This window comes from Inquilinus sp. 2KB_23 (assembly GCF_052115705.1).
GTDB classification, from domain to species: domain Bacteria; phylum Pseudomonadota; class Alphaproteobacteria; order DSM-16000; family Inquilinaceae; genus Inquilinus; species Inquilinus ginsengisoli_A.
In genome coordinates this window covers 26,888-48,210 of the sequence record NZ_JBFRHF010000036.1, presented here as the reverse complement: position 1 = coordinate 48,210, position 21,323 = coordinate 26,888, and the positions used below count along the sequence as shown (strand labels likewise).

Genomic DNA, 21,323 nt, shown 5'->3' with positions numbered 1-21,323 from the left:
TGAGAGTTTGCGCGGTTCGGAGGCGATGGCCGTGACGTTCCTGCCCTATGGCCGCCAATTCATCGACCAGGACGACATCGATGCCGTCGTCCAGGCGTTGCAGGCGGATTACCTGACCACCGGCCCGACGGTCGGCGAGTTCGAGCGCGCCTTCTGCGCCGCGACCGGTTCGACCTTCGCGGCCGCCTGCTCCAACGGCACCGCGGCGCTGCACCTGGCGGCGCTGGCGCTCGACCTCGGGCCCGGCGACGTCTGCGTCGTGCCGGCGGTGACCTTCGTGGCCACCGCCAACTGCGCCCGCTTCGTCGGCGCCGACGTCGTGTTCTCCGATGTCGACCCCGAGACCGGGCTGATGCGGCCGCAGGACCTGGAAGCGGCGATCGCCCGGATCCCGGAGCGGTTTCCGGAGGGGCGGCTGCGCGCCGTGCTGCCGGTCCACCTCGCCGGCCAGACCGTGCCGCTGGCGCCGATCGCCGAGATCGCCCGCAGCCACGACGCCTATGTCATCGAGGATGCCTGCCACGCGCTGGGCACCGAATACCAGACGCCGGAAGGCTGGACCCAGGTCGGCACCTGCCGCGACTCCGACCTCGCCTGCTTCTCCTTCCATCCGGTCAAGACCATCGCGCTGGGCGAAGGCGGCATGGTCACCTCGTCCAAGCCGGAGCTGCAGAAGAAGCTGGCCCAGCTGCGCTCGCACGGCCTGACCCGCGACCCCGACGCCTTCGTCAACACCGAGATGGCGGTCGACCAGGCCCAGGCCGGGGTGAACCCCTGGTACTACGAGATGCAGGCGCTGGGCTTCAACTACCGGCTGACCGACATCCAGGCGGCGCTGGGCATCAGCCAGCTGCGCAAGCTGGACTGGTTCAAGGCGCGGCGCCGGGCGCTGGCCGCCCGCTACGACGAGGTGCTGGCGCCGCTGGCCCCCGTGGTGCGGCCGATCGCCAAGGCACCGGGCTGCAACCCGGTGCTGCATCTCTACGAGGTGCTGGTCGATTTCGCTCAGATCGGCCAGACCCGCGGCCAGGTGGTCAAGGCACTGGCCGCCAAGGGCATCGGCACCCAGGTGCATTACATCCCGGTGCAGCGCCAGCCCTACTACGAGGACCAGTACGGCCGCCAGGCCCTGCCCGGCGCCACCGGCTTCTACGACCGCTGCCTGTCGCTGCCGCTGTTCCCCGGCATGCAGGACGGCGACGTCGAGCGGGTGGTCGAGGCGCTGCGGGACGTGATCGGCTGAACCAACGCGACTCTCCTAAAGGAAGCCGTGTAGCCACAGCGCGGCGACGAACAGCGCGACGCCCAGGCCGAGGCGCCAGGACGCCAGCTCGCCCGGATGCAGCTCGCCGCGCCCAGCCAGGATGGCGGCGAAGGGTAGGCGCGAGGTGCGGCGGGCAAAGTCGTCCCAGGCGGCGCCCAGGCTGGCCGCCCGCTTGCGGTCGATCGAGACCATGCCGTTCAGCGCGGTCACCAGGATCGCGCCGAACAGCAGCAGCCCCGCCAGATGGCCGTTGACCAGCAGATGCGCCAGCGCCCACAGGGTGAAGGCCCACAGCATCGGGTGGCGGGTGACGCGGGTGATGCCCGCGACCTGCAGCCCGCCCTGCCCCAGCCGCTCGGACGCGACCTGGGTCGGGTTGGTGGGCCCGAGACTGTAGGCCAGCAGCAGGAAGCCGAGAAAGACCAGCACCGCCGCCACGGCGAAGGGTGCCGGCGGCCACAGCGCGACATAGGGCGCGCCGCGATAGGCCAGGACCAGCCAGATCAGGCCGACAGCGCTGAGCCCGGCGAACAAGCCGCGATAGCCGCGGTCGCCCAGCCGCGCCACCAGCGCCGGGCGCAGCGGGCCGGCGGCCCCGAGATGCAGAACCACCCAGAACACAGTGGCGAGGATCAGCGAGAGCATCGGCGCGGCCTGCGTTGAGCTTCCGAAGGCCTCCGGTCTAGCACAGCAGCGGGGTGCTTTGTTGCGGCGCGTGCGGCGATGGCGGCATGATCTGGCGTTCCGGCGGGTTGAAACGGCCGGATCGAAAATAGAACAGAAATTCTGAATTGCCTTCGTTCTAAAAATCCTGTTCAATTCCGGCGATCAACCGACACCGGTGCCAGGCCCGGCGCATGCCGCATCCCGGCCTCGAGAATCGGGCGACGCATCCTAGGGAGGACAAGAACGTGCTTCATAAATTGCTCTGCGGTGCCGCAATGGGCGCCGCCATGGTGCTGGGCCTTGCCGCACCCGCGGCGCAGGCGGCCAATGAGCGCTTCGTGCTGATCAGCCACGCGCCCGATTCCGACAGCTGGTGGAACACCATCAAGACGGCGATCCGCGACGCCGGCAAGCAGACCGGCACCACCGTCGACTATCAGAACCCGTCGACCGGCGACCTCGCCGACATGGCCCGCATCGTGCAGCAGGCCACCGCGTCGAAGCCCGACGGCATCATCATCACCATCGCCGATTTCGACGTGCTGAAGGGCCCGATCACCGATGCGGTGAAGAAGGGCATCCCGGTCATCACCATCAATTCCGGCACGGCGGAGCAGAGCAAGGCATTGGGCGCCCTGATGCATATCGGCCAGCCGGAATACGACGCCGGCAAGGGCGCCGGCGAGAAGGCCAAGGCCGCCGGGGTGACCAAGTTCCTGTGCGTCAACCACTACATCACCAACCCGGCCTCGGTGGAGCGCTGCCAGGGCTTCGCCGACGCGCTGGGCGTCAAGCTGGGCGACCAGATGGTCGATTCGGGCATGGACCCGAGCGAGGTCCAGACCAAGGTCTCGGCCTTCCTGCGCGCCCACCCCGACACCAACGGCATCCTGACCCTCGGGCCGAATTCGGCCGAGCCGACCATCGCCGTGCTGCAGGCCAACAAGCAGGCCGGCAAGATGTTCTTCGCCACCTTCGACCTGAGCCCGGCGATCGCCGCCGGCATCAAGGACGGCACGGTGACCTTCGCCATCGACCAGCAGCCCTACCTGCAGGGCTACCTGCCGGTGGTGCTGCTGACCAACTACGTCCGCTACGGCGTGATCCCCAGCAACAACATCAACTCCGGCCCCGGCTTCATCACCAAGGACAACCTGGCCCTGGTCGAGAAGCTGGCCGGCGAATACCGGTAAGCGAACCGGCGTTTTCTAAAGACCTCCCCCTCCCCTCGCGGGAGGGGGCAGGGGGAGGGGGTCGCGCCGGTCGAGCAATCTCGGCGGGAGCGGTACCCCGCATCGACAACCCCCTCCCCCTACCCCCCGGGGAGGGGGGACTGATCTGAGGCGGCCCTGCCCCCACCCCTCTCCTCTTCCACAGCCCGGAAGACGCCATGACCTCGATCCAGACTGACGCCAGGATGCCGCAAGGCCGGGCCCCCGTCCCCGCCGGCGACGAGCGGGTGCGCTCGGTGTCGCTGCTGTCGCGCCTGCTGTCCCGCCCCGAGCTCGGCGCCATGGCCGGCACCGTGCTGGTGTTCGTGTTCTTCGGCATCACCGCCGGCAGCTCCGGCATGTTCAGCGCCGACGGCATCTCGAACTGGCTGGTGGTCTCGGCCCAGCTCGGCATCCTCGCGGTCGGCGCCAGCCTGCTGATGATCGCCGGCGAGTTCGACCTGTCGATCGGCTCGATGATCGGCTTCGCCGGCATGATGATCGCCATCCCGACCGTGTTCTTCGGCTGGCCGGTCTGGCTGTCGCTGGTCTTCGCCTTCGCCGGCGCCCTGGCGATCGGCGCCTTCAACGGCTGGCTGGTGGTGCGCACCGGCCTGCCCAGCTTCATCGTCAGCCTGGCCTTCCTGTTCATCCTGCGCGGCATGACCATCGCGCTGTCGATCCTGTTCACCAACCGCACCATCGTCGGCGGCGTCAAGGAGCCGGCGGCGGCCGACTGGCTGGCGCCCCTGTTCAGCGGCACCGTGCTGGACGGGCTGTTCCGCTGGATGGGCAGCCAGGGGCTGATCGAGACCTTCCCGGACGGCAGCCCTCTGGTCCCCGGCCTGCCCGTCCTGGTGGTGTGGTGGGCGGTGCTGACCCTGTTCGGCGCCTGGATCCTGCTGCGCACCCGCTTCGGCAACTGGATCTTCGCGGTCGGCGGCGACCCGGTGGCCGCCCGCAACATGGGCGTGCCGGTCGCCCGGGTGAAGATCCTGCTGTTCATGGGCACCGCCTTCTGCGCCACCGTCTTCGCCGCCTGCCAGGTGATGGAGTTCGGCTCCGCCGCCGCCGACCGCGGCCTGCTGAAGGAGTTCGAGGCCATCATCGCCGCGGTGATCGGCGGCACCCTGCTGACCGGCGGCTACGGCTCGGTGATCGGCGCCGCCTTCGGCGCGCTGATCTTCGGCGTGGTGCAGATGGGCATCTTCTATTCCGGCGTGAACACCGACTGGTTCAAGGTGTTCCTCGGCGCCATGCTTCTCCTGGCCGTGATCGTCAACAACTACATCCGCCGCAAGGCGACGGGAGGCCGCTCGTGATCGACCGCGCAAGCACCCCTCTGATCGAACTGCGCTCCGTCTCCAAATTCTTCGGCTCGGTGGTGGCGCTGAAGGACATCGCCATGTCGGTCCGCGCCGGCGAGGTGCTGGCCCTGCTGGGCGACAACGGCGCCGGCAAATCGACCCTGATCAAGACCCTGGCCGGGGTGCACCAGCCCAGTTCGGGCCAGGTGCTGGTCGAGGGCCGCGAGGTCAAGTTCCGCTCGCCGCGCGACGCGCTCGACCACGGCATCGCCACGGTCTACCAGGACCTCGCGATGGTGCCGCTGATGAGCGTGACCCGGAACTTCTTCATGGGCCGCGAGCCGACGGTGGGCTGGGGCCCGGCCCGGCGCATGGACATGCACAAGGCCAATGCGGTGGCGCTGGACGCCATGAAGCAGATCGGCATCGACGTGCGCGACCCCGGCCAGGCCGTGGGCACCCTGTCGGGCGGTGAGCGGCAATGCGTCGCCATCGCCCGCGCGGTGCATTTCGGCGCCAAGGTGCTGATCCTGGACGAGCCGACCTCGGCGCTCGGCGTCAAGCAGGCCTCGGGCGTGCTGCGCTACATCGTGCAGGCGCGGGCGCGGGGCCTGGGGGTGATCTTCATCACCCACAACGTCCACCACGCCTACCCCGTGGCCGACACCTTCACCCTGCTGAACCGCGGCAAGTCGCTGGGCACCTTCCCCAAGAGCGAGGTCACCCGCGAGCAGGTGCTGGAGATGATGGCCGGCGGCCAGGAGCTGGCGAGCCTGACCGCCGAACTGGCCGAATTCGACCGCAGCGACGCGGCGGCTTAGCCCTGTTGAGTCCCCCGACCCTCAATTCCTGAGTCCCCCCTCCCCCTCGCGGGAGGGGGCTAGGGGGAGGGGGCGGCGCCGCCAGAGGGATGCCGCCCCTGCTCCCCGCATCGACAACCCCCTCCCCCTACCCCCTCCCGCAGGGGGAGGGGGGACTATGATTTCATCGTCGGCCTGAGGTTCGAGACATGACCACCAGCATCGGCGTCGGGCTGATCGGCACCGGCTTCATGGGCGAATGCCACGCGCTGGCCTTCCGCGCCGCGCCCGCCGTGTTCCGCACCCGGCTGGGCGCGCGGCTGGAGGCGGTGGCCGACATCGACGCCGGCGCCGCCCGGCGCGCCGCCGACCGCTTCGGCTTCGCCCGCGCCACCGGCGACTGGCAGGACCTGCTCGCCGACCCCAGGGTCGACCTGATCGCCATCACCTCGCCCAACCTGCTGCACAAGCCGATGGCGCTGGCGGCGCTGAAGGCCGGCAAGCATGTCTATTGCGAGAAGCCGCTGGCCCTGAACGCCGCCGACGCCGCCGAGATGGCCGCGGCCGCCGCCCAGGCGGGCGTCCATACCTCCGTGCGGGCGAAGCCCGTCACGATGGTCGGCTACAACTACCTGCGCAGCCCGGCCGTGGCCTTCGCGGCGCAGCTGATCCGCGACGGCGCCATCGGCCGCGTCACCTATTTCCGTGGGGTCAGCGACGAGGACTACATGGCCGACCCCGCCGTGCCGATGTCCTGGCGCTGCCGGCGCGACCAGGCGGGCAGCGGCGCGCTGGGCGACATCGGCTCGCACATCCTCAGCGTGGCGCTGCACCTGGTCGGCCCGGTGGCCGAGGTCTCGGCCGACCAGAAGACGGTGATCGCCGAACGCCCGCTGCCCGCCGCCGGCGAAGGCCGCGAGCGCCGCGACGGCGCTGCCGCGGTCACGGCGGGCACGGCGATGGTGGAGAACGAGGACCAAACCCACGCGCTGCTGCGCTTCGCCGACGGCACCATGGGCACGGTGGCGACCAGCCGCGTCGCCTGGGGCCGCAAGAACCACCTGGCCTTCGAGGTGTTCGGCACCGAGGGCGCCATCCTGTTCGACCAGGAGCGGATGAACGAGCTGCAGCTCTACGACCGCGCGCTGGCCCCGGGCGACCGCAACGGCTTCCGCACGGTGCTGACCGGCCCGGCCCACCCGCATTACGGCGCCTTCAGCCCGGCGGCCGGCCACGGCCTGGGCTTCAACGACCTCAAGGTGATCGAGGTGGCGCAGCTCTTGGACGCGATCGCCGGCGGCCCGGCCGCCTACCCGGATTTCGCGGCGGCCGCGGCGCTGGAGCGGGTGAGCGAGGCGATCGGCAAGTCGGCGGCGGAGAGGCGGTGGGTGGGGGTAGAATGAAAAAGCCGACAGTCTCACTAACTTCCGTGAAACTAGGTCCGCAGCCAAATCAAACATCTCTCACCCGATCCGGAAAGCCACACTAAATATAGATCAATAGTTCCTTATATTTATTCGCAATAGCAATATTTAAATTTAGATACTCAATTTACTGAAATTTCTCTACCATCCTATCAAGAGCACCCTGCATTTCTTCATTTAATTGCTCTGGAAAATCGATATCTAACACGAAGTGGTGCATACTAGAGGATTTTTCATCCGAAATAATTTCTTTTAGCCATAAAGGGATTTCATAAATTTTATTTATCACTTTCCCTCCGACACCTATTAGTAAATCCCGCACCTCCTTAAATTCCTCGGGAACACTGCAAAACCTGATTGCCTCTTCCCACTCCAAAAGCCGCTGACAGACATCTTTTAGAAGAGAGCAAGCGCGATATATCGCAACTTCAGAACCAGATTTACCAGTTGTCCCCCAAGATGTCTGAATTTCTCCGTTTATTATTTGAGAGATAGCGCCAATCTGTGCACCTAACTCATAGATATGAGCAACATGCCATCTCATATAATCCTCTCTGACAAAAATCCGTCCCGAAATAAAATATGCTCCTCTTTGCAGAAACCCCCAGCGGGCCACTATGGGCTCCAACATTGATCTCATTAGTTCGGCTGACAACTTGTATTCCCAAATATCTGGTTTATCGATGATAATTTGACGACCAAGAGAACTTAGATTTGGAAATTCCTCCAACTTTCTTTCCAACACTTTCAATCTCAATAAAGCCCCTGATTTTCCTAGATTCTCCATGACAGAATATTCGTGCGCTCGCCGCCATTCGAATAGCAAGGAAACTGGAAATTGTTGAGAATCGGCGTCAACGATCTTATGGCAATTACGGCATAGCCAAATCGCGTTTGTGATATCGGAACGCTCAGAATCAGACATCAATGAATTAAATCGGGCAGACCCTTGACGAGCACCATAAATATGGGCAGCCTCACCGACATTGATAGCGCGCTTTTCATCTTCAGCTGGTCCACTTGTCAGGGCACCGCAATCCGGATTCGAGCATATATTTCCCGCTCTTCTCGCGATGGTATCAACGATTCCTTTATTGAATCTTTCGGAATCTTCGTTCATTCTCATCTCTTATTGTTTTGGTTTTACAGAAATGGAGCGCTAACGGCACATTGCCATCACGGGCAATACTCACCCTGGCCCCATCCCCTTCTCCGTCAATTCCCTGATCGCCTGGTCGGTCTTTTCCAGGTGCAACAGCCCCATGCCGCGCAGCACGTCGGGCGCCTTGGTGAACTGGATGGCGTCGTAGCCGACGATCTCGATGCGGTTGCCCCAGGGGTCGAGGAAATCCAGGAACCGGCCGGGCAGCACCGCCACCCCAGCCGCCTCCAGCGCCGCGCGCACCGCCGCCTTGTCGTCGACCACCAGCCCGAAATGCCGGCCGTCGTCCGGCCCCTGGCGGCGGCCCTGCTGCAGCGCCAGGAACTGGTCGCCGAGATCGATGAAGGCGGCGGTCTTCGACCGGCCGCGCAGGGTGAAGTCGAACAGCCGGCCGTAGAATTCCAGCGCCGCGTCGATGTCGCCGACCTCGAGCGCGATGTGGTTGAACCCGATGGCGCAGGCCTTGGGCGCGCCCGCCTCCGTCGCCTCGGCCATCACAATGTCCTCCGGCTGCCTGGGGCCCATGATACCGCCGCGGCGGGGCGACGGCCAAGCCGGCGGCTTGTTGGAGGCTCGCAACGATATCGGCCGCAGTCAAAAAAAGAGTCCCCCTCCCCTTGCGGGAGGGGGTAGGGGGAGGGGGTTCTCGATGCCCAGAACCGGCCCGAACTCTGGCAATTTGGCTCCGACGGCGAAGCCTGTCCTTTACGCATTCGCGCGCGGGCGCGCGCAGACCCCTCCCCCTAGCCCCCTCCCGCAAGGGGAGGGGGGACAAGAAAAAAGCGGGCTCGGTCTATTCTGAAAAGCTCTCGCTTGCGGAAGAGGCCACGCGATAGGCCGGCAACAGCTCTGCCCCACCCATTGCCGGCGCCGGCGGGAGCGCGCACCCTGGCCGGACACGCGGAGGCAACCGCGGCCCAGGGGAGGTGACCGAGATGGCCGAGACGATCGGGATGGGCGGGCTGGTGCTGGAGTTCCTGCACAGCAAGGACGACACCGGCGGCAGCCTGGACATGTTCCGGATGATTGTGCAGCCGAACGCCCGCATGCCGGTGCCGCATTACCATGAGAGCTGGGACGAGGCCGTCTACGGGCTGGAGGGCACGCTGACCTTCCAGGTCGACGGCCGCGACGTCGCGGTCGGGCCCGGGCAATCGCTGTTCATCCCGCGCGGCATCGTCCATGCCTTCCGCAACGACAGCCCGGCGCGGGCCACCTGCCTCTCGGTGCTCACCCCCGGCGTGCTCGRCCCCGGCTATTTCCGCGAGATGGCCGCCCTGATCGACAGCGGCGCGCCGGACCCGGCACGGATGAAGGAGGTCATGCTGCGCCACGGGCTGGTGCCGGTGATGCCGGCGCCCAAGGGCTGACGGCGGCTCTCCCCGACAACAGAGCAATGACGATCCCGCGCCAGTCATGGTCGCGCCGGGGGTGGCCTTTCCTCACGGTCCTCGGCACAGTCGCGGCCGGGCATGAGCGGCGCATCCGGCGCCGGCCGACCCAGATGCGGAGACAGTCATGGCGACCGAGACGATCGTGAAGCTGGGGGCCCCCGGCGGCGAGCCCATCACCACCGACCTCGAAGGCTGGCGCGTGGTCGAGGGCAAGCCGACGATGAAGACCTGGGTGCAGCACAAATCGGCCGACGGGTCGATGATCTCCGGCACCTGGGAGGCGACGCCGGGCAGCTGGCACGCCACCTACGCCCGCTACGAGTTCGTCCACATCATCCGCGGCCGCATCACCATCACCCCCGATGGCGGCACCCCGGTGCAGGTCGGCCCCGGCGACGCCTTCGCGGTCGAGCCCGGCTTCACCGGCGTGTGGCGGATCGAAGAGGCCGTGCAGAAGCATTTCGCCATCAAGCTCGCCTGAGGCCGGCTTCCGCCGGGAGGCCCGCCCCCCTCTCCGTCATTGCGAGGAGGCGCAGCCGACGAAGCAATCCATGGCGCCGGTTCGGGCTGCCCGATGGATTGCTTCGCTGCGCTCGCAATGACGAAAGGGGTGTGGGGGCGGCCGGTGACACAAGCGTATCGGAGTCGACCATGCCGTTCGAACTGCGCCCCGCCACGCGCGCGGATGCCAGGGATATCGCCGCCCTGTTCCGGATCTCCTCGGAGGGGGCGGCGGATTACATCTGGAGCAAGCTGGCGGCGCCCGGCCAGGACCTGCTGGAGGTCGGCACCGGCCGCTATTCCAGGGAGAACACCGACTTCTCCTACCAGAACTGCGTGATGGCGACGGCGGACGGGCAGGTCGCCGGCATGCTGCACAGCTATCCCATGGTGGCGGACCCCGACCCCTCCCCGCCCACCGACCCGGTGCTGGCGCCCTATGCAAGGCTGGAGATCCCGGGCACGCTCTACATCTCCAGCCTGGCGCTGTACGAGGGCTGGCGGAACCAGGGGCTGGGCACCCGGCTCTTGGACGCGGCCCGGCAGCGCGCCGCGGATCTCGGCCTCGCCGGCCTCAGCCTGATCGACTACGCCTCGAACACCGGCGCCCGGCGCTTCTACGAACGCCACGGCTTCCGCATCGTCGATTCCTGCACCATCGTGCCGCACCCGATGCTGCGGGTGACGGGCGAGGCCTATCTGATGCAGTGCCCGTGACCGGAGGGCGGTAGGGGCGGCCCGCGCCCCTCTTCGTCATTGCGAGGAGGCGAAGCCGACGAAGCAATCCATGGCGCCGCTTGGGCTGCTCGATGGATTGCTTCGCTGCGCTCGCAATGACGATTGGGGGTTGAGCGCCAGCGCATAAACAATTTGTTCATTGCGATAACGAATCGTCTTGTTCATGATATGTTCCATGGACGAGCCGAACTCCGTCACCACAGGCGCCGACGCCGCCCCAGCCGATCCCGACCGGGATCGGGCGGAGCGGGGTGCCCAAAAACTCGACCGGCTGGCCGAGATGGCGATGGAGCAGGCCGAGATCATGCACCAGGCCCTGCTGGCCGCCGCCAGGGCCGACGACGCCGCCAAGGCCAAGGAATTCGGGCTCGCCTTCGACCGCGCCGCCCGCGGCGTGCGCCGCGCGGTGGCGCTGCAGGCCCAGCTCGCCCGCCAGCGCCGCGAGGCCGCCGACAAGGCCGCCGCCGCCGGCCGCGCCCGGGCCGAGGACAAGACCAAGCGCCGCCACCAGGTGGCCCGCGCCGTCGTCTGCTCGCTCGCCGACGACCGCGGGCCGGACACCGAGCAGGCCAAGGCCTCGGTGGCCGGGCTGTGGGAACGGCTGGTCGACGACCCCGAGATCGATACCTGCCTGGCCCTGGCCGAGCACCCGCTGGAGGAGATCGTCTTCCACCTGTGCCGCGACATGGGCATCCACCCCGACCCGGCCTGGCTGGACCCGGGGTATTCCGGCGCCGACTGGGAGTCCTACCGGCTGCTGAAGCAGGACGATCGCGGCGCGGAGCAACCGCCCGACCCGGCCCCCGAAGCGCCCGAACCCGGCAAGCCCGCTCCGCCCGGCCGGAAACCGCCGCAGCCGGACAGCAGTTGAGCCGACAGGATGGTTGCGCTCATTTCGTCCATTCGCCGTCCATCCGCTCGACCGGCAGCACCTTCCTCACCCCCCTCCCCTTGCGGGAGGGGGTAGGGGGAGGGGTCTGCGCGCGTCCGCGCGCCGATGGCGCTTTGGCACCCGGCAATCGGCGGCGGGCTCCGGCCGGTTCTGGCCGGGAGAACCCCCTCCCCCTGCCCCCTCCCGCAGGGGGAGGGGGAGGACTCTCGTTCAATCTCGTCCCTCCCCCTCCCCGCCCCCTCCCCCGAATACCCGGCCCCCGAACGGGCAGGTTTCCGAAACCGGCGGCGATCCCTATATTCACCCCGCCATGAACTCACTCGGTTTCGATAAGCCCCCGGCCGCGACCCGCGTCGTGGTCGCCATGTCCGGCGGCGTGGACAGCTCCGTCGTCGCGGCCCAGCTCGCCGAGCAGGGTTACGACGTCGTGGGCATCACGCTGCAGCTCTACGACCACGGCATCGCCATCCAGCGCAAGGGCGCCTGCTGCGCCGGGGCCGACATCTACGACGCGCGCACCGTGGCCGAGCGCATCGGCTTCCCGCATTACGTGCTGGACTACGAGAGCCGCTTCGGCCAGGCGGTGATGGACGATTTCGCCGACAGCTACCTGCGCGGCGAGACCCCGATCCCCTGCATCCGCTGCAACCAGCGGGTGAAGTTTCGCGACCTGATGGACACCGCCCGCGACCTTGGCGCCGACTGCCTGGCCACCGGCCACTATGTCCGCCGGGTCGAAGGGCCGGCCGGGCCGGAGCTGCACCGCGCCGTCGACGCGGCCAAGGACCAGAGCTATTTCCTGTTCGCGACCACGGCGGAGCAGCTGGGCTTCCTGCGCTTCCCGCTGGGCGGCAACCCCAAGGCCGCGACCCGGGCCGAGGCGGCGCGGCTGGGGCTGGTGGTGGCCGACAAGCCGGACAGCCAGGACATCTGCTTCGTGCCCGAGGGCCGCTACGGCGAGGTGGTGGCGCGGCTGCGCCCCGGCGCAGTCGGCCCCGGCGAGATCGTGCATCTCGACGGCACCGTGCTGGGCCGCCACCCCGGCATCGTCCACTACACCATCGGCCAGCGGAAGGGCCTGGGCATCGGCGGCCGCCGCAGCGACGACGAGCCGCTCTACGTCGTCCGGCTCGACCCCGAGGCCAAGCGCGTCATCGTCGGCCCGCGCGCGGCGCTGGCCCGCCACAGCGTGGCGCTGCAGGAGCTGAACTGGCTGGACGCGCCGCCGGGGCCCGAAGGCCGGCTGGTCGAGGCCAAGCTGCGGTCGGCCCAGGCGGCGGTGCCGGCGACGGTCATGCTGACCGGCCCGGACACCGCGGTGCTGGAGCTGCATGCGCCGCAGCACGGGGTGGCGCCGGGCCAGGCCGCCGTGCTTTATGACGGCGACCGGATGCTCGGCGGCGGCTTCATCGCCCGGGCCGAGCGCGCCGCCGCCTGACCTGCATTCCCTGGGGACAGAAAGGACCTTTGCCCATGTCGCTCGACGCCCTCGCCGAAGCCGTGCGCGGCCGCGCCGCCGGTGGCCCCGCGCTCGACGCCCGCGTCAAGTTCGACCTCGGCGCCGACGGGTTCATCGTGCTGGACGGCACCGGCCCGGCCCCGGCCGTGACCATCGGCGACGCCCCGGCCGACGTCACCCTGACCATGAAGTCGGAGACGCTGCGGCGCATGGTCGACGGCAGTCTGAGCCCGACCATGGCCTACATGACCGGCAAGATCAAAGCCAACGGGTCCCTGACCGTCGGCATGAAGCTGGCGGCGCTGCTGGACGATTGAGGGTCCGGCCGGGCCGGGCGATCAGGCCCGGCCCAGCGCCGAGGCCGCGCGGCGATCGACCTTCCCCAGCGTGTTGCGCGGGATCGACTCCACCGCCTGCAGCGTCTCGGGGACCTTGTAGTCGGCCAGCCGCTCGCTGACATGGTCGATGATGCCGGGGAAATTGTCGTTGCCATGGCCGTCCGCCAGCTGCACCAGCGCCCGGACGCGCTGGCCCAGCACGGCATCGGGGATGCCGATCACCGCGGCGTCGCGCACCGCCGGATGCGACATCAGCACCAGCTCGACCTCCACCGGCGAGACGTTCACCCCGCCACGGATGATCATCTCCTTCTTGCGCGAGACGAACCACAGGTTGCCGTCCGCGTCCCGGCGCATCAGGTCGCCGGTATGGAACCAGCCGTTCCGCCGGCCGCTCTCGACCTGCCCCGGCCCGGTCCAGTAGCCGATGGCGATGTTCGGGCCGCGCAGCAGCAGCTCGCCGACCTGTCCCGGCACCACCGGCTCGCCGTCATCGTCGGCCAGGCGGAACTCGAGGCCGGGCAGCGGGGTGCTGACCGGGCCGTCGACCGGGCCCGCCGTCACCGCCCCCACCACCTCCGTCGCGCCCCACACCGACAGCAGGCGGATGCCGAAGGCGGCCCTGAAGCGCTGCTGCAGCTCGATCGACACGACATCGCCGGTCGAGATGAACACCTTGGCCGAGCTGACGTCGCGCGGCCGCCGCTTCTGCGCCTCGATCAGCTCGCCGAACATGTAGGCCATGCCGAGCACGAAGGTGCAGCGATGGCGCTCGACCACATCGAGGATCAGCTCGGGGTCGTAGCGCTCGATCAGCACGAAGCCCGCGCCGAGGGTGAGGCAGCGGACCGTGGTGAAGAAGCCGGACATGTGCGTCATCGGATTGGCGATCGCCAGCGTCACCTCGCCGTCCGGGACGATGGCCGCCGTCATCTGCATGGCGTGGGCCAGCGTGGCCTGGGAATGGGTGACGAATTTCGGCTCCGCCGTGGTGCCGGAGGTGCCGAGCAGGACCGCCGGCGCGTCGAGATCCACCGTGGCCGGCAAGGCCGGGCCGCCGGCGCCGTCGCGCGACCAGGCCTGGAAATCCCCGGGAGAATCGACCACCAGCCGCCGCTCGACCCGCAGGATCGACTCGTCGAGGCGGGCGATCCTCTCATGGAGATCTCGGTGGCCGATGTAGAAGGCCGGCGTCAGCCGGCGCAGCAGGGCCGCCAGCTCCGCTGTCTTCCATTCCGGCTTCAGCGGCACCGCGATGATGCCGGTGGCGAAGCAGGCGAAATAGCCGATCGCCAGCTCCGGCCCGTTCTTCAGATGGAAGGCCAGCCGGTCGCCAGGGCGCAGGCCCAGCCCCAGCAGGCGCCGGGCGACGCGCTCGACCTCGGCCGCGAAGCGACCCCGCGTCCAGACGTCGTCGCCGAACCGGAAGGCAAAGGCGTCCGGCGTCTCCGCCGCCTTCGCGGCCATGAGGCCGTGAAGCCCGGACGCGCCGGTCCCGGCGGCCAAGGCCGCCCAGATATCCTGATCCGCCATCTCATCATCCTCAAAGGAGGCATTGCGACGGTGGAAAGCTGGGCGCTCGCGATTGCACGATGATGTCGGCGCCCGGCTGATGGGTTACGACCGTAGCCGCCCCGCCCGCGACACTTCGATGGAAGCCGCAGCGTCCGCGCGCGACAGTCGCCCGCGCGCAGGGCATGGTCGGGCCACCAAGACCGAAGGAGGCCCTCATGTCCGCCACCGACCGCGCCAGCCCGCCGCTGAGCGACTACCTGCTGCTGGCGCTGCTGGCCACCCTGTGGGGCGCCTCCTACACCTTCATGAAGCTCTATGCGCTATGACAACTCACCTAAGCATCGGGGCCAACTCGTCCTCCAGCCCCTCAATGTTCACCGGCTTGCGCAGTGCTGCCGCCGCATCGATCTTACGGACCGCATCCAGGGAAGCAGCCGACAGCAACCGGACGACTCGCATCAGGGCGTCGTCGCTCTCGTCCAGCTCGATCTTCAAGGTCTTGTCCTTGAGCACCAGCACCTCCTTGACGACCGCGCGCAGGATCTCGCGGGGCGGCACCGGGTTGGTAAGGTCGCCATCTTCGCCCTCAACGAGCCACAGGGCGTCGACAGCATGCTCGGCGGCATCGTCTGCCTCATCCCCATCGGCCGCCAGATCAGCGCGAGAGCGCGACAGATCATCCATCAGGCCCTCAACCTCCCGTCGCCGGCTGCTGATCTGCGGCGTAATCTCCATGATCCGGACAGCGAAGTCCTCAAGGTCATCTTCGCCCAGCCCGAGACGCCTCATGTCGACGATCGTCCCCGACAGCGCTTTGCGTTCGCTCTCCAGCTCGCTTAGAGCGCGCTGGGCGGCCGCTAGCGCACTCTGCATGTCGTCGATCTTTCGGCCGCCCGCGGCCATTAGGAATGCTCTAAACGAGTCCCTGGCGAGCCGTCTGGTCAAGTACGGCACAACGCACGCAATCACGTACGCGTTTGCAGCCTCGAGCGAGAGGTTTGGATTGTCGCACTCGCCCTTGCCCCGCCGCTTGCCGAGACAGACGTAGGATCGAACCGACCTGCTCCGCCCGCCGATGTGCTGCGTATAGGTATGTCTGCAGCAGTCGCACCGAAGCAGCCCGATCAGAAGTGCCGGCTTCCTGGGCTTGAGCCCCGGCTTGTCGTCCTTCCTCGAAACGCGCCCCTTTGAGGCTGCTATCGCCCTCTCCCATGTCTGGCGAGAGATCGCGGGCGACGGATTGACAACCACTGGCCGGCCGTTGACCTCCCCGAAGTTGACTGTCTTTGACAGCAGCTTCGTCACGGTCCCTTCTGACCACTTCGGCGCCCGCACGACAGCCGCGCCATGCTCGCGAAGAAACTCATCAAGGCCGTGCCATCCGCCGATCTCGTTCGACCGCAGCCGAAGAATGCGCTCCTTCCCCGGAACCCTGATCGAAACCAACGGCGGGATGATGTTCTCGGCGTTGAGCATCCGGGCGATAAAAATCCGCCCATGCCCATGGATCGCCTCGGCATAGATCCGACGCAGCACGACCACCTCTTCGGGATCGAGTTCCAACGTCTGGCCCTTCCCCCGACGATGCCCATAGGGAAGCTGACCCGAGATGAACTTCCCCTCGGCGCGCTTCGCCTCCTTCGCTCTGCGAGTGCGCGTGAGGATCAGCCCGTGCTCATATTCGGCAACGCCAGTGAGCACCGATCGCAACAGCGGGTGGGAGAGGTCGGGCTCCGAGATGCTGCGACATTCAACCTTGAAGCGAGCTAGCTCCTTCAGCGCTCCGGCAGTGATCGCTTGATCTCGTCCAAGCCGATCAAGGCGCAGGATGTACACCCGGCTGAATCGCCCTTTCCGCGCGGCCGTAAGCATCGCTCCGAACGCAGGGCGCTCGTCCTCGTCCTTCGTGCCGGAAACACCCGCATCCTCAAAAACAAGCTCAGCCGGCACTGCGTAGCCTTCGGCCTTGGCCTGGCGCAGGCACTCTGCCTTCTGTTCATGCAAGCTGATCCGATCGTCGCCAGCCTGCGTCAGGGTGCTAACCCGGCAGTAGATCGCTGCAATCTTTTCCACCCGTTCCCCCCGTGTCGCGACGCATCGAGTTCGTACAGAGCACGATCGCGACGCCTCTGCAATCCACCATCTGAGCCCAATTTGACCGCGAATCCACTAGAGGGTAAGTTATTTAAAGTACAAGTCACGCAGATGGTTCTTATGAAGCAACACGTTATGAGCAAAACCCTCGCCGCAATCGGTGATGGGTATAATCAAGCGGCAGGAACGCACGTAATCGACGGCGTTAGTGTTTCCGGTGTGCCAACGATCGTTGGCGATCGCTTTCGAATGACGATTTCAGCAACGCTGATCGATCCGGAGATCGCTCGTGACCATTTCTTGAATGTGGTCCGTCGTGCGATCGATGATCAGTCGGAAGTGACCCGGAAGGCCCAGGCAGAGCTGAAGCGGTTGACCGCCATCGTGAAGAAAGATGGACGCGCCGCGACTGACCGCGGTGACGCCGATTCCTTGCGCGGCCTTGGCGCAGATGTCGACGATGCCATCCGCTTGAGCCAGAAGCGCACCTTTAGCCAAGTCCTCCGGCTAGTTAAGGCGCTCGATGATCCGAGGACCGATTTTCTGTTCGATCGCGCGCCCATTGATGCAGCCGTGATAGACCTCAACAAGTTGGAGGAGGTATTCGAGCAGCATCGCGATGGACTCCGGGCGCTTCGAATTGAGATTGATCGCCTTGCCGCCGAGGCCACGAGTCCACAGACGTTGAGGCGGCTCGCAGAAGAGGGGCAGGAGATTCGCGCCCGCGCGATCGTCACCCGCTTGGCAGACGATCTCGCCCAGGCCCAGAAGGATCTTCAGGCCGTGCAGGTTCGATTGACGCAGATCGTCGAGATTGTGGGGGCCGCGCGATGACCGTCACCCCTCGCAAGCGCTGGACCGAAGTAAGCTATCCTCGGCGCCTCTCCTTCGCGGTGACGGTGGCCGCCATGCCGACAACGCCTGTCGAAGTCATCGCCCAGGCGATGAACATGTCTCGGTCGACCGGCTGGTCCATCGCGAAGGATTTTCCCCGAGTTGGTCTTGTCGAAGCGCTGCCTGAACTGGCGTCGGCATGGGTGCGCTGGCTTCCGGCGACGAGGTCGTGGGAACTTGTCGGAGCTCTGCGCAGTTCGATCCGACTTGCGTTCATCGACATGATCGGCCTGCTCGACGAGAACGACATGCCTGTCGGCGAGGGACTGGCGGTGCTCGATGATCTGGATGTGGACGGCATCGCCGCAGCCTTCAAGCGCGATCCTGTTGAAGCGTTGGCCATGCTTGGCGAAGCGCTGGTCGAGGTTCAGGGAGAATTCGATGCCCTGTCCCGGCTCATCGCTGTTCGCCGGAGGACTGCGGCATGAGCGACGATCGTTTCAATCAGCTCTACCGCCTCGTGCTAGCGGACTCGGACAATGTGACCTCCGATGAAATCCGTGAGCTGCTGAAACTAAATGGCGAACGGGAGCGCGCAGCCGCTCGCGCCGCCGAACGCCAGCGGATTCTCGATGACGTCGCTGCGCTTCAGGCCCGGGCCGAGGTTGATCGGCGCCGTGGCACGGAACGGATCCAAGCTGCCCTGGCCGCCGGCGCAAAGGAGTAAAGGGGTTGGGAACGTCCGCTGGTGATCGGCCGGCACCGACCTGGCACGACGATCTGGAAGGGCCGGGATCGGCCCAGGCGCAGGGCCGGGATCGGCTCGGGGGTCGAGGGCTGGGATCGGCTCGCGGTCGGGGTCCGGGAACTGTCGCACAAGGATCGGGATCGGGCGAGGATCGCGGGCTGGGATCGGCTCGGGTGGGGAGGCTAAAGGACCTCTCCGACCGACATCATCGGGCCTGGGCGGACGGCAACCTGTCCTATCAAGACATTGCGGATGAACTGGGCGTCTCCCGCCAGGCCGTCCGCCAAGCGTTCCTGAGCAGGGGATGGACCAAGGTCAAAGTGCCACCTGATCTGAGCGAAGCGGCCCAGCTCGCAATGCAACAGCCCTCCAAGGCAACAGCGGCCGAGACTTCGGCTCCCCAGCCTCTCACACCAACAACGTCAGCGTCCGCCCAGGTGGAAAGCGACGGTGAGGACTGGCTGCCCGACGGCATTCGGGACCAGTATCTCACGGCAGCGGCCAGAGGCACCCTGAAGGCGTCCCTCTTGGTGATCCAGGAAGCCTACAAAGGGCTGGAACGCAACGCCGGGAATCACGGTCCCACCGCCCTCTCGGGTTACATGCGAGCGCTCGGATCGGCTTTCCAACTCACCGCCGCGCTGCTGTACCGCCCGGATGCAGCTGCCGACCATTCCCAACTTCAGCTCCTGACAATGACGCCGGACGAAGAACGGGCGGTCAGGGAGGCGGGGAGCCAAGCCTTCTTTGGGACCTTCGGGGAAGAAGATGATGTGGAAGACCTTCCTGATGGCGAGCCGAAGGCCGGTCCTGACGAACCGTTGCCATGTTCCACAACGCCATCTCTCCTATCTCCGATCGATGCAGCGGTGCTGCTGCCAACTCGTGGCGAGCTGCGTGCCTGGCTTGAGGCGCGCACCAGCAGTCACGGCCGGCGCCATCTCAGGGAGATAGCCGAGCACGTCGGTCTCCGGCCGGCCCTACAGGACACGGACAAGTATCTCGTCGACGCGATCGTTCACGCTATCAAGGGTGATCCTCAGCGTCTCCGGCGCCCCAGGAGCTGATCCGATCATGCAGACAAACGAACGGGGCCGCGACAAGCGCAGCCCCGTTCTGTGGCTCTGGACGTGCTTGCAGTGATCAGGCGCGCAGCCGATATGCCCTCATCGGGCCGATCGCGCCCTTCTCGACCAGGCCGTACAGGGCCAAGTCGCGCAACGTGTCCCGGATGCAGCCCTTAGCGTCGGGATTATCGATCTTGGCGGCCTTCGTGATCTCGGCGATGACCTTCGGATTGCCCGGCATCATCCACTGCCCTCCGGCGCTGTTCTTCTGCAGAGCCTCCCAGAGGGCCCGGCAGACAGCGACCAGCGGCCGGTAGCGGTCCTGGGTGACGACGGTCTCGTCTTTGGCGTCCGACGGGAATGGGTTGCCGCTCTTCGCCAGCAGGTCGAGGTTCGGCATCACCGGCGACCAACTCGCCGGCCGTGACGGGTCGACCTGATGGCCCTTCGCCTTCGCGATCTTCGCCGGGTCGGCCTCCATGAAGAAGACCTTCGGCAACGGCAGCTTCTTGGTGCGGTCCTGCGAGAGCGTCACAGCGGCCGGGTCAACCTGATGCAATGAGATGGCCTGCACCTCAGGCTTCTTCTCGGTGGCGGCGACAGTGACGGAACCCTTGAGCGCGGTCTTGGTCGGCATGTCAATTTCCTCGGCTGGAGATGTTCAACACGAGGATTCTCGCAGGCGCGACTCGGAACCTGCTCCGCGACTTCTGCGGTCTCGCTCCGCGCTCCAAGCGGAGATATCAAAGGTAATTTCAGATACTTAGATGATCACCCGTCGACTCGCGAGCTGTTACATTTGCTCAGACGCTCGTTTGACTAAATGTGACTGGACAATTCCATGCAGCGGTTCGTCTCCTATCTCCGGGTCAGCACCAAGCGGCAAGGCGACAGCGGCCTCGGCCTCGAGGCGCAGCGTGCAGCCATTCACCAATACCTCGGCGAACGACAGCAACTCGCCGAGCACGTCGAGGTCGAGTCCGGCAAGCGCAACGATCGGCCTGAGCTTAAACACGCTCTGGCGACGTGCAGGGCGACCGGCGCAACGCTCGTGATCGCTCGGCTCGATCGGCTCGCACGCAACGCGGCGTTCCTGCTGAACCTCCGGGATGCCGGTATCGAGTTCGTTGCCGTCGACCAACCGAACGCCAACAGGCTGACCGTCGGCATTCTCGCGCTGATCGCCGAGGACGAGGGCGAGCGGATCAGCGCCCGGACGAAAGCGGCGTTGGCCGCGGCGAAGGCACGGGGCGTTCAGCTCGGCACTCCGAGCAATCTGAGCAATCATGCTGTGGGTAGGTCTCGCAGCGCTGCTGCGCGCTCTCTGGCGGCCCAGGCTCGCGCGCACGACGTCGAGCACATCATCAGCGACATACGCGCCCGGGGCGTCACCAGCGCGACCGGCATCGCCTGGGCCTTGAACGAGCGAAGCGTCCCGGCACCGCGTGGCGGTTCATGGACCACGACGCAGACGCAGCGAATGCTCCGGCGGCTCGCTCCGTCTTAGCGGGCCGCTCCACCCTCCACGCCCGACCAGGCGCTCCGGCTTCGGCCCGAGCGCTTTTTTCATGTCTGCTCGATGGGGTTGTCGCGGGGTTGTCGATGGCGGTCACCAGTTGTCGGCCGCGGCACCGCCGACATGGCCTCTCTGCTCTCCTGACGGCGGGAAGCCCCGGCCTGCCTGCGGTGTGGAAAAAAGAACCGCCCCCTAGCGCGAGGCATACCTATACATTCTCTCTGCGGGTGGGGCAAAAACCTGACAACTACGCACGCCGCGTTCGGTTTGGTCTGCTCGTATGCGCATGCCTGTTGGCCTCGCCGGTTATCCTCGATCGGGCCGACAAGCTGACGCGCTTCACAAAGGAGAAGATCTCACAATCAGGAAGGCGTATGGAGATTAAATGCTAAA

General features: G+C 66.6%; 23 protein-coding genes. 16 read left to right on the top strand and 7 right to left on the bottom strand.

Going from position 1 to position 21,323, the window contains the following annotated elements; translation table 11 throughout:
- The first annotated feature begins 25 nt into the window (after positions 1–25).
- Complete coding sequence (gene pseC, locus AB4112_RS32885) at positions 26–1,243, top strand: UDP-4-amino-4,6-dideoxy-N-acetyl-beta-L-altrosamine transaminase (RefSeq protein ID WP_441726151.1); 1,218 nt, start codon at positions 26–28, stop codon at positions 1,241–1,243.
- Positions 1,244–1,258: 15 nt separating this feature from the next.
- Here pseC and AB4112_RS32880 read toward each other — a convergent pair whose 3' ends face one another.
- Positions 1,259–1,909 (bottom strand): NnrU family protein, encoded by a 651-nt coding sequence (locus AB4112_RS32880; protein ID WP_441726149.1) that lies wholly within the window; start codon positions 1,907–1,909, stop codon positions 1,259–1,261.
- 266 nt (positions 1,910–2,175) lie between these two features.
- Here AB4112_RS32880 and AB4112_RS32875 point away from each other — a divergent pair, with 266 nt between their 5' ends.
- The 4 genes from AB4112_RS32875 to AB4112_RS32860 all read left to right on the top strand — a co-directional run bounded on the left by AB4112_RS32875 (position 2,176) and on the right by AB4112_RS32860 (position 6,651).
- Entirely contained in the window at positions 2,176–3,123 is a 948-nt protein-coding gene (locus AB4112_RS32875) for a sugar ABC transporter substrate-binding protein (protein ID WP_441726146.1), read from the top strand.
- Positions 3,124–3,320: 197 nt separating this feature from the next.
- Positions 3,321–4,463 (top strand): ABC transporter permease, encoded by a 1,143-nt coding sequence (locus AB4112_RS32870; protein ID WP_441726143.1) that lies wholly within the window; start codon positions 3,321–3,323, stop codon positions 4,461–4,463.
- On the top strand, positions 4,460–5,269 hold the full coding sequence (locus AB4112_RS32865; protein ID WP_441726140.1) for an ATP-binding cassette domain-containing protein: 810 nt from the start codon (positions 4,460–4,462) through the stop codon (positions 5,267–5,269). Before AB4112_RS32870 ends, AB4112_RS32865 begins: the two co-directional genes overlap by 4 nt.
- 188 nt (positions 5,270–5,457) lie before the next feature.
- Positions 5,458–6,651, top strand: coding sequence for a Gfo/Idh/MocA family protein (locus tag AB4112_RS32860; RefSeq protein WP_441726137.1), 1,194 nt, complete (start codon positions 5,458–5,460; stop codon positions 6,649–6,651).
- A 148-nt stretch (positions 6,652–6,799) separates the two neighbouring features.
- On the opposite strand, the gene AB4112_RS32855 is transcribed toward AB4112_RS32860, so the two are convergent.
- Together AB4112_RS32855 and AB4112_RS32850 are read right to left on the bottom strand one after the other, a co-directional pair.
- The gene (locus tag AB4112_RS32855; RefSeq protein ID WP_441726134.1) at positions 6,800–7,792 is read right to left on the bottom strand and encodes a hypothetical protein; all 993 of its coding nucleotides are present in this window, start codon (positions 7,790–7,792) and stop codon (positions 6,800–6,802) included.
- Between the two features lie 69 nt (positions 7,793–7,861).
- Positions 7,862–8,329 carry a VOC family protein gene (locus AB4112_RS32850; RefSeq protein WP_441726131.1) on the bottom strand — a complete coding sequence of 156 codons (468 nt, stop codon included), beginning with the start codon at positions 8,327–8,329 and terminating at the stop codon, positions 7,862–7,864.
- Between the two features lie 440 nt (positions 8,330–8,769).
- On the opposite strand from AB4112_RS32850, the gene AB4112_RS32845 reads away from it, so the two are divergent.
- The 3 genes from AB4112_RS32845 to AB4112_RS32835 all read left to right on the top strand — a co-directional run bounded on the left by AB4112_RS32845 (position 8,770) and on the right by AB4112_RS32835 (position 10,446).
- Positions 8,770–9,204, top strand: a complete 435-nt coding sequence (locus AB4112_RS32845; protein ID WP_441726128.1) for a cupin domain-containing protein — start codon at positions 8,770–8,772, stop codon at positions 9,202–9,204.
- Between the two features lie 148 nt (positions 9,205–9,352).
- A complete protein-coding gene (locus tag AB4112_RS32840; RefSeq protein WP_309797068.1) occupies positions 9,353–9,709 on the top strand; it encodes a cupin domain-containing protein in 357 nt (118 codons plus the stop codon).
- 170 nt (positions 9,710–9,879) lie between these two features.
- Positions 9,880–10,446, top strand: coding sequence for a GNAT family N-acetyltransferase (locus AB4112_RS32835; protein WP_441726124.1), 567 nt, complete (start codon positions 9,880–9,882; stop codon positions 10,444–10,446).
- A gap of 36 nt (positions 10,447–10,482) precedes the next feature.
- On the opposite strand, the gene AB4112_RS32830 is transcribed toward AB4112_RS32835, so the two are convergent.
- A complete protein-coding gene (locus AB4112_RS32830; protein WP_441726121.1) occupies positions 10,483–10,632 on the bottom strand; it encodes a hypothetical protein in 150 nt (49 codons plus the stop codon).
- 10 nt (positions 10,633–10,642) lie between these two features.
- Between AB4112_RS32830 and AB4112_RS32825 the strand changes: the two genes are divergently transcribed.
- The 3 genes from AB4112_RS32825 (at position 10,643) to AB4112_RS32815 (ending at position 13,135) form a co-directional block, all read left to right on the top strand.
- Positions 10,643–11,338 carry a hypothetical protein gene (locus tag AB4112_RS32825; RefSeq protein WP_441726118.1) on the top strand — a complete coding sequence of 232 codons (696 nt, stop codon included), beginning with the start codon at positions 10,643–10,645 and terminating at the stop codon, positions 11,336–11,338.
- Between the two features lie 331 nt (positions 11,339–11,669).
- On the top strand, positions 11,670–12,797 hold the full coding sequence (gene mnmA, locus AB4112_RS32820) for a tRNA 2-thiouridine(34) synthase MnmA (protein ID WP_441726115.1): 1,128 nt from the start codon (positions 11,670–11,672) through the stop codon (positions 12,795–12,797).
- A 35-nt stretch (positions 12,798–12,832) separates the two neighbouring features.
- Entirely contained in the window at positions 12,833–13,135 is a 303-nt protein-coding gene (locus tag AB4112_RS32815; protein WP_309797060.1) for an SCP2 sterol-binding domain-containing protein, read from the top strand.
- 21 nt (positions 13,136–13,156) lie between these two features.
- On the opposite strand, the gene AB4112_RS32810 is transcribed toward AB4112_RS32815, so the two are convergent.
- Both AB4112_RS32810 and AB4112_RS32805 read right to left on the bottom strand, forming a co-directional pair.
- Positions 13,157–14,689 (bottom strand): class I adenylate-forming enzyme family protein, encoded by a 1,533-nt coding sequence (locus AB4112_RS32810; protein WP_309797058.1) that lies wholly within the window; start codon positions 14,687–14,689, stop codon positions 13,157–13,159.
- A 312-nt stretch (positions 14,690–15,001) separates the two neighbouring features.
- Positions 15,002–16,744, bottom strand: a complete 1,743-nt coding sequence (locus tag AB4112_RS32805) for a recombinase family protein (protein ID WP_441726112.1) — start codon at positions 16,742–16,744, stop codon at positions 15,002–15,004.
- 156 nt (positions 16,745–16,900) lie between these two features.
- Here AB4112_RS32805 and AB4112_RS32800 point away from each other — a divergent pair, with 156 nt between their 5' ends.
- The 4 genes from AB4112_RS32800 (at position 16,901) to AB4112_RS32785 (ending at position 19,414) form a co-directional block, all read left to right on the top strand.
- On the top strand, positions 16,901–17,599 hold the full coding sequence (locus tag AB4112_RS32800) for a hypothetical protein (protein ID WP_441726109.1): 699 nt from the start codon (positions 16,901–16,903) through the stop codon (positions 17,597–17,599).
- Positions 17,596–18,087, top strand: coding sequence for a hypothetical protein (locus tag AB4112_RS32795; protein WP_441726106.1), 492 nt, complete (start codon positions 17,596–17,598; stop codon positions 18,085–18,087). The genes AB4112_RS32800 and AB4112_RS32795 overlap by 4 nt, the downstream gene beginning before the upstream one ends.
- On the top strand, positions 18,084–18,326 hold the full coding sequence (locus tag AB4112_RS32790) for a hypothetical protein (RefSeq protein WP_441726103.1): 243 nt from the start codon (positions 18,084–18,086) through the stop codon (positions 18,324–18,326). The genes AB4112_RS32795 and AB4112_RS32790 overlap by 4 nt, the downstream gene beginning before the upstream one ends.
- Positions 18,327–18,520: 194 nt before the next feature.
- On the top strand, positions 18,521–19,414 hold the full coding sequence (locus AB4112_RS32785; RefSeq protein ID WP_441726100.1) for a hypothetical protein: 894 nt from the start codon (positions 18,521–18,523) through the stop codon (positions 19,412–19,414).
- 76 nt (positions 19,415–19,490) lie between these two features.
- Here AB4112_RS32785 and AB4112_RS32780 read toward each other — a convergent pair whose 3' ends face one another.
- Positions 19,491–20,051 (bottom strand): hypothetical protein, encoded by a 561-nt coding sequence (locus tag AB4112_RS32780; protein ID WP_441726097.1) that lies wholly within the window; start codon positions 20,049–20,051, stop codon positions 19,491–19,493.
- A 204-nt stretch (positions 20,052–20,255) separates the two neighbouring features.
- Between AB4112_RS32780 and AB4112_RS32775 the strand changes: the two genes are divergently transcribed.
- Entirely contained in the window at positions 20,256–20,921 is a 666-nt protein-coding gene (locus tag AB4112_RS32775) for a recombinase family protein (RefSeq protein WP_441726094.1), read from the top strand.
- Positions 20,922–21,323 lie beyond the last annotated feature (402 nt).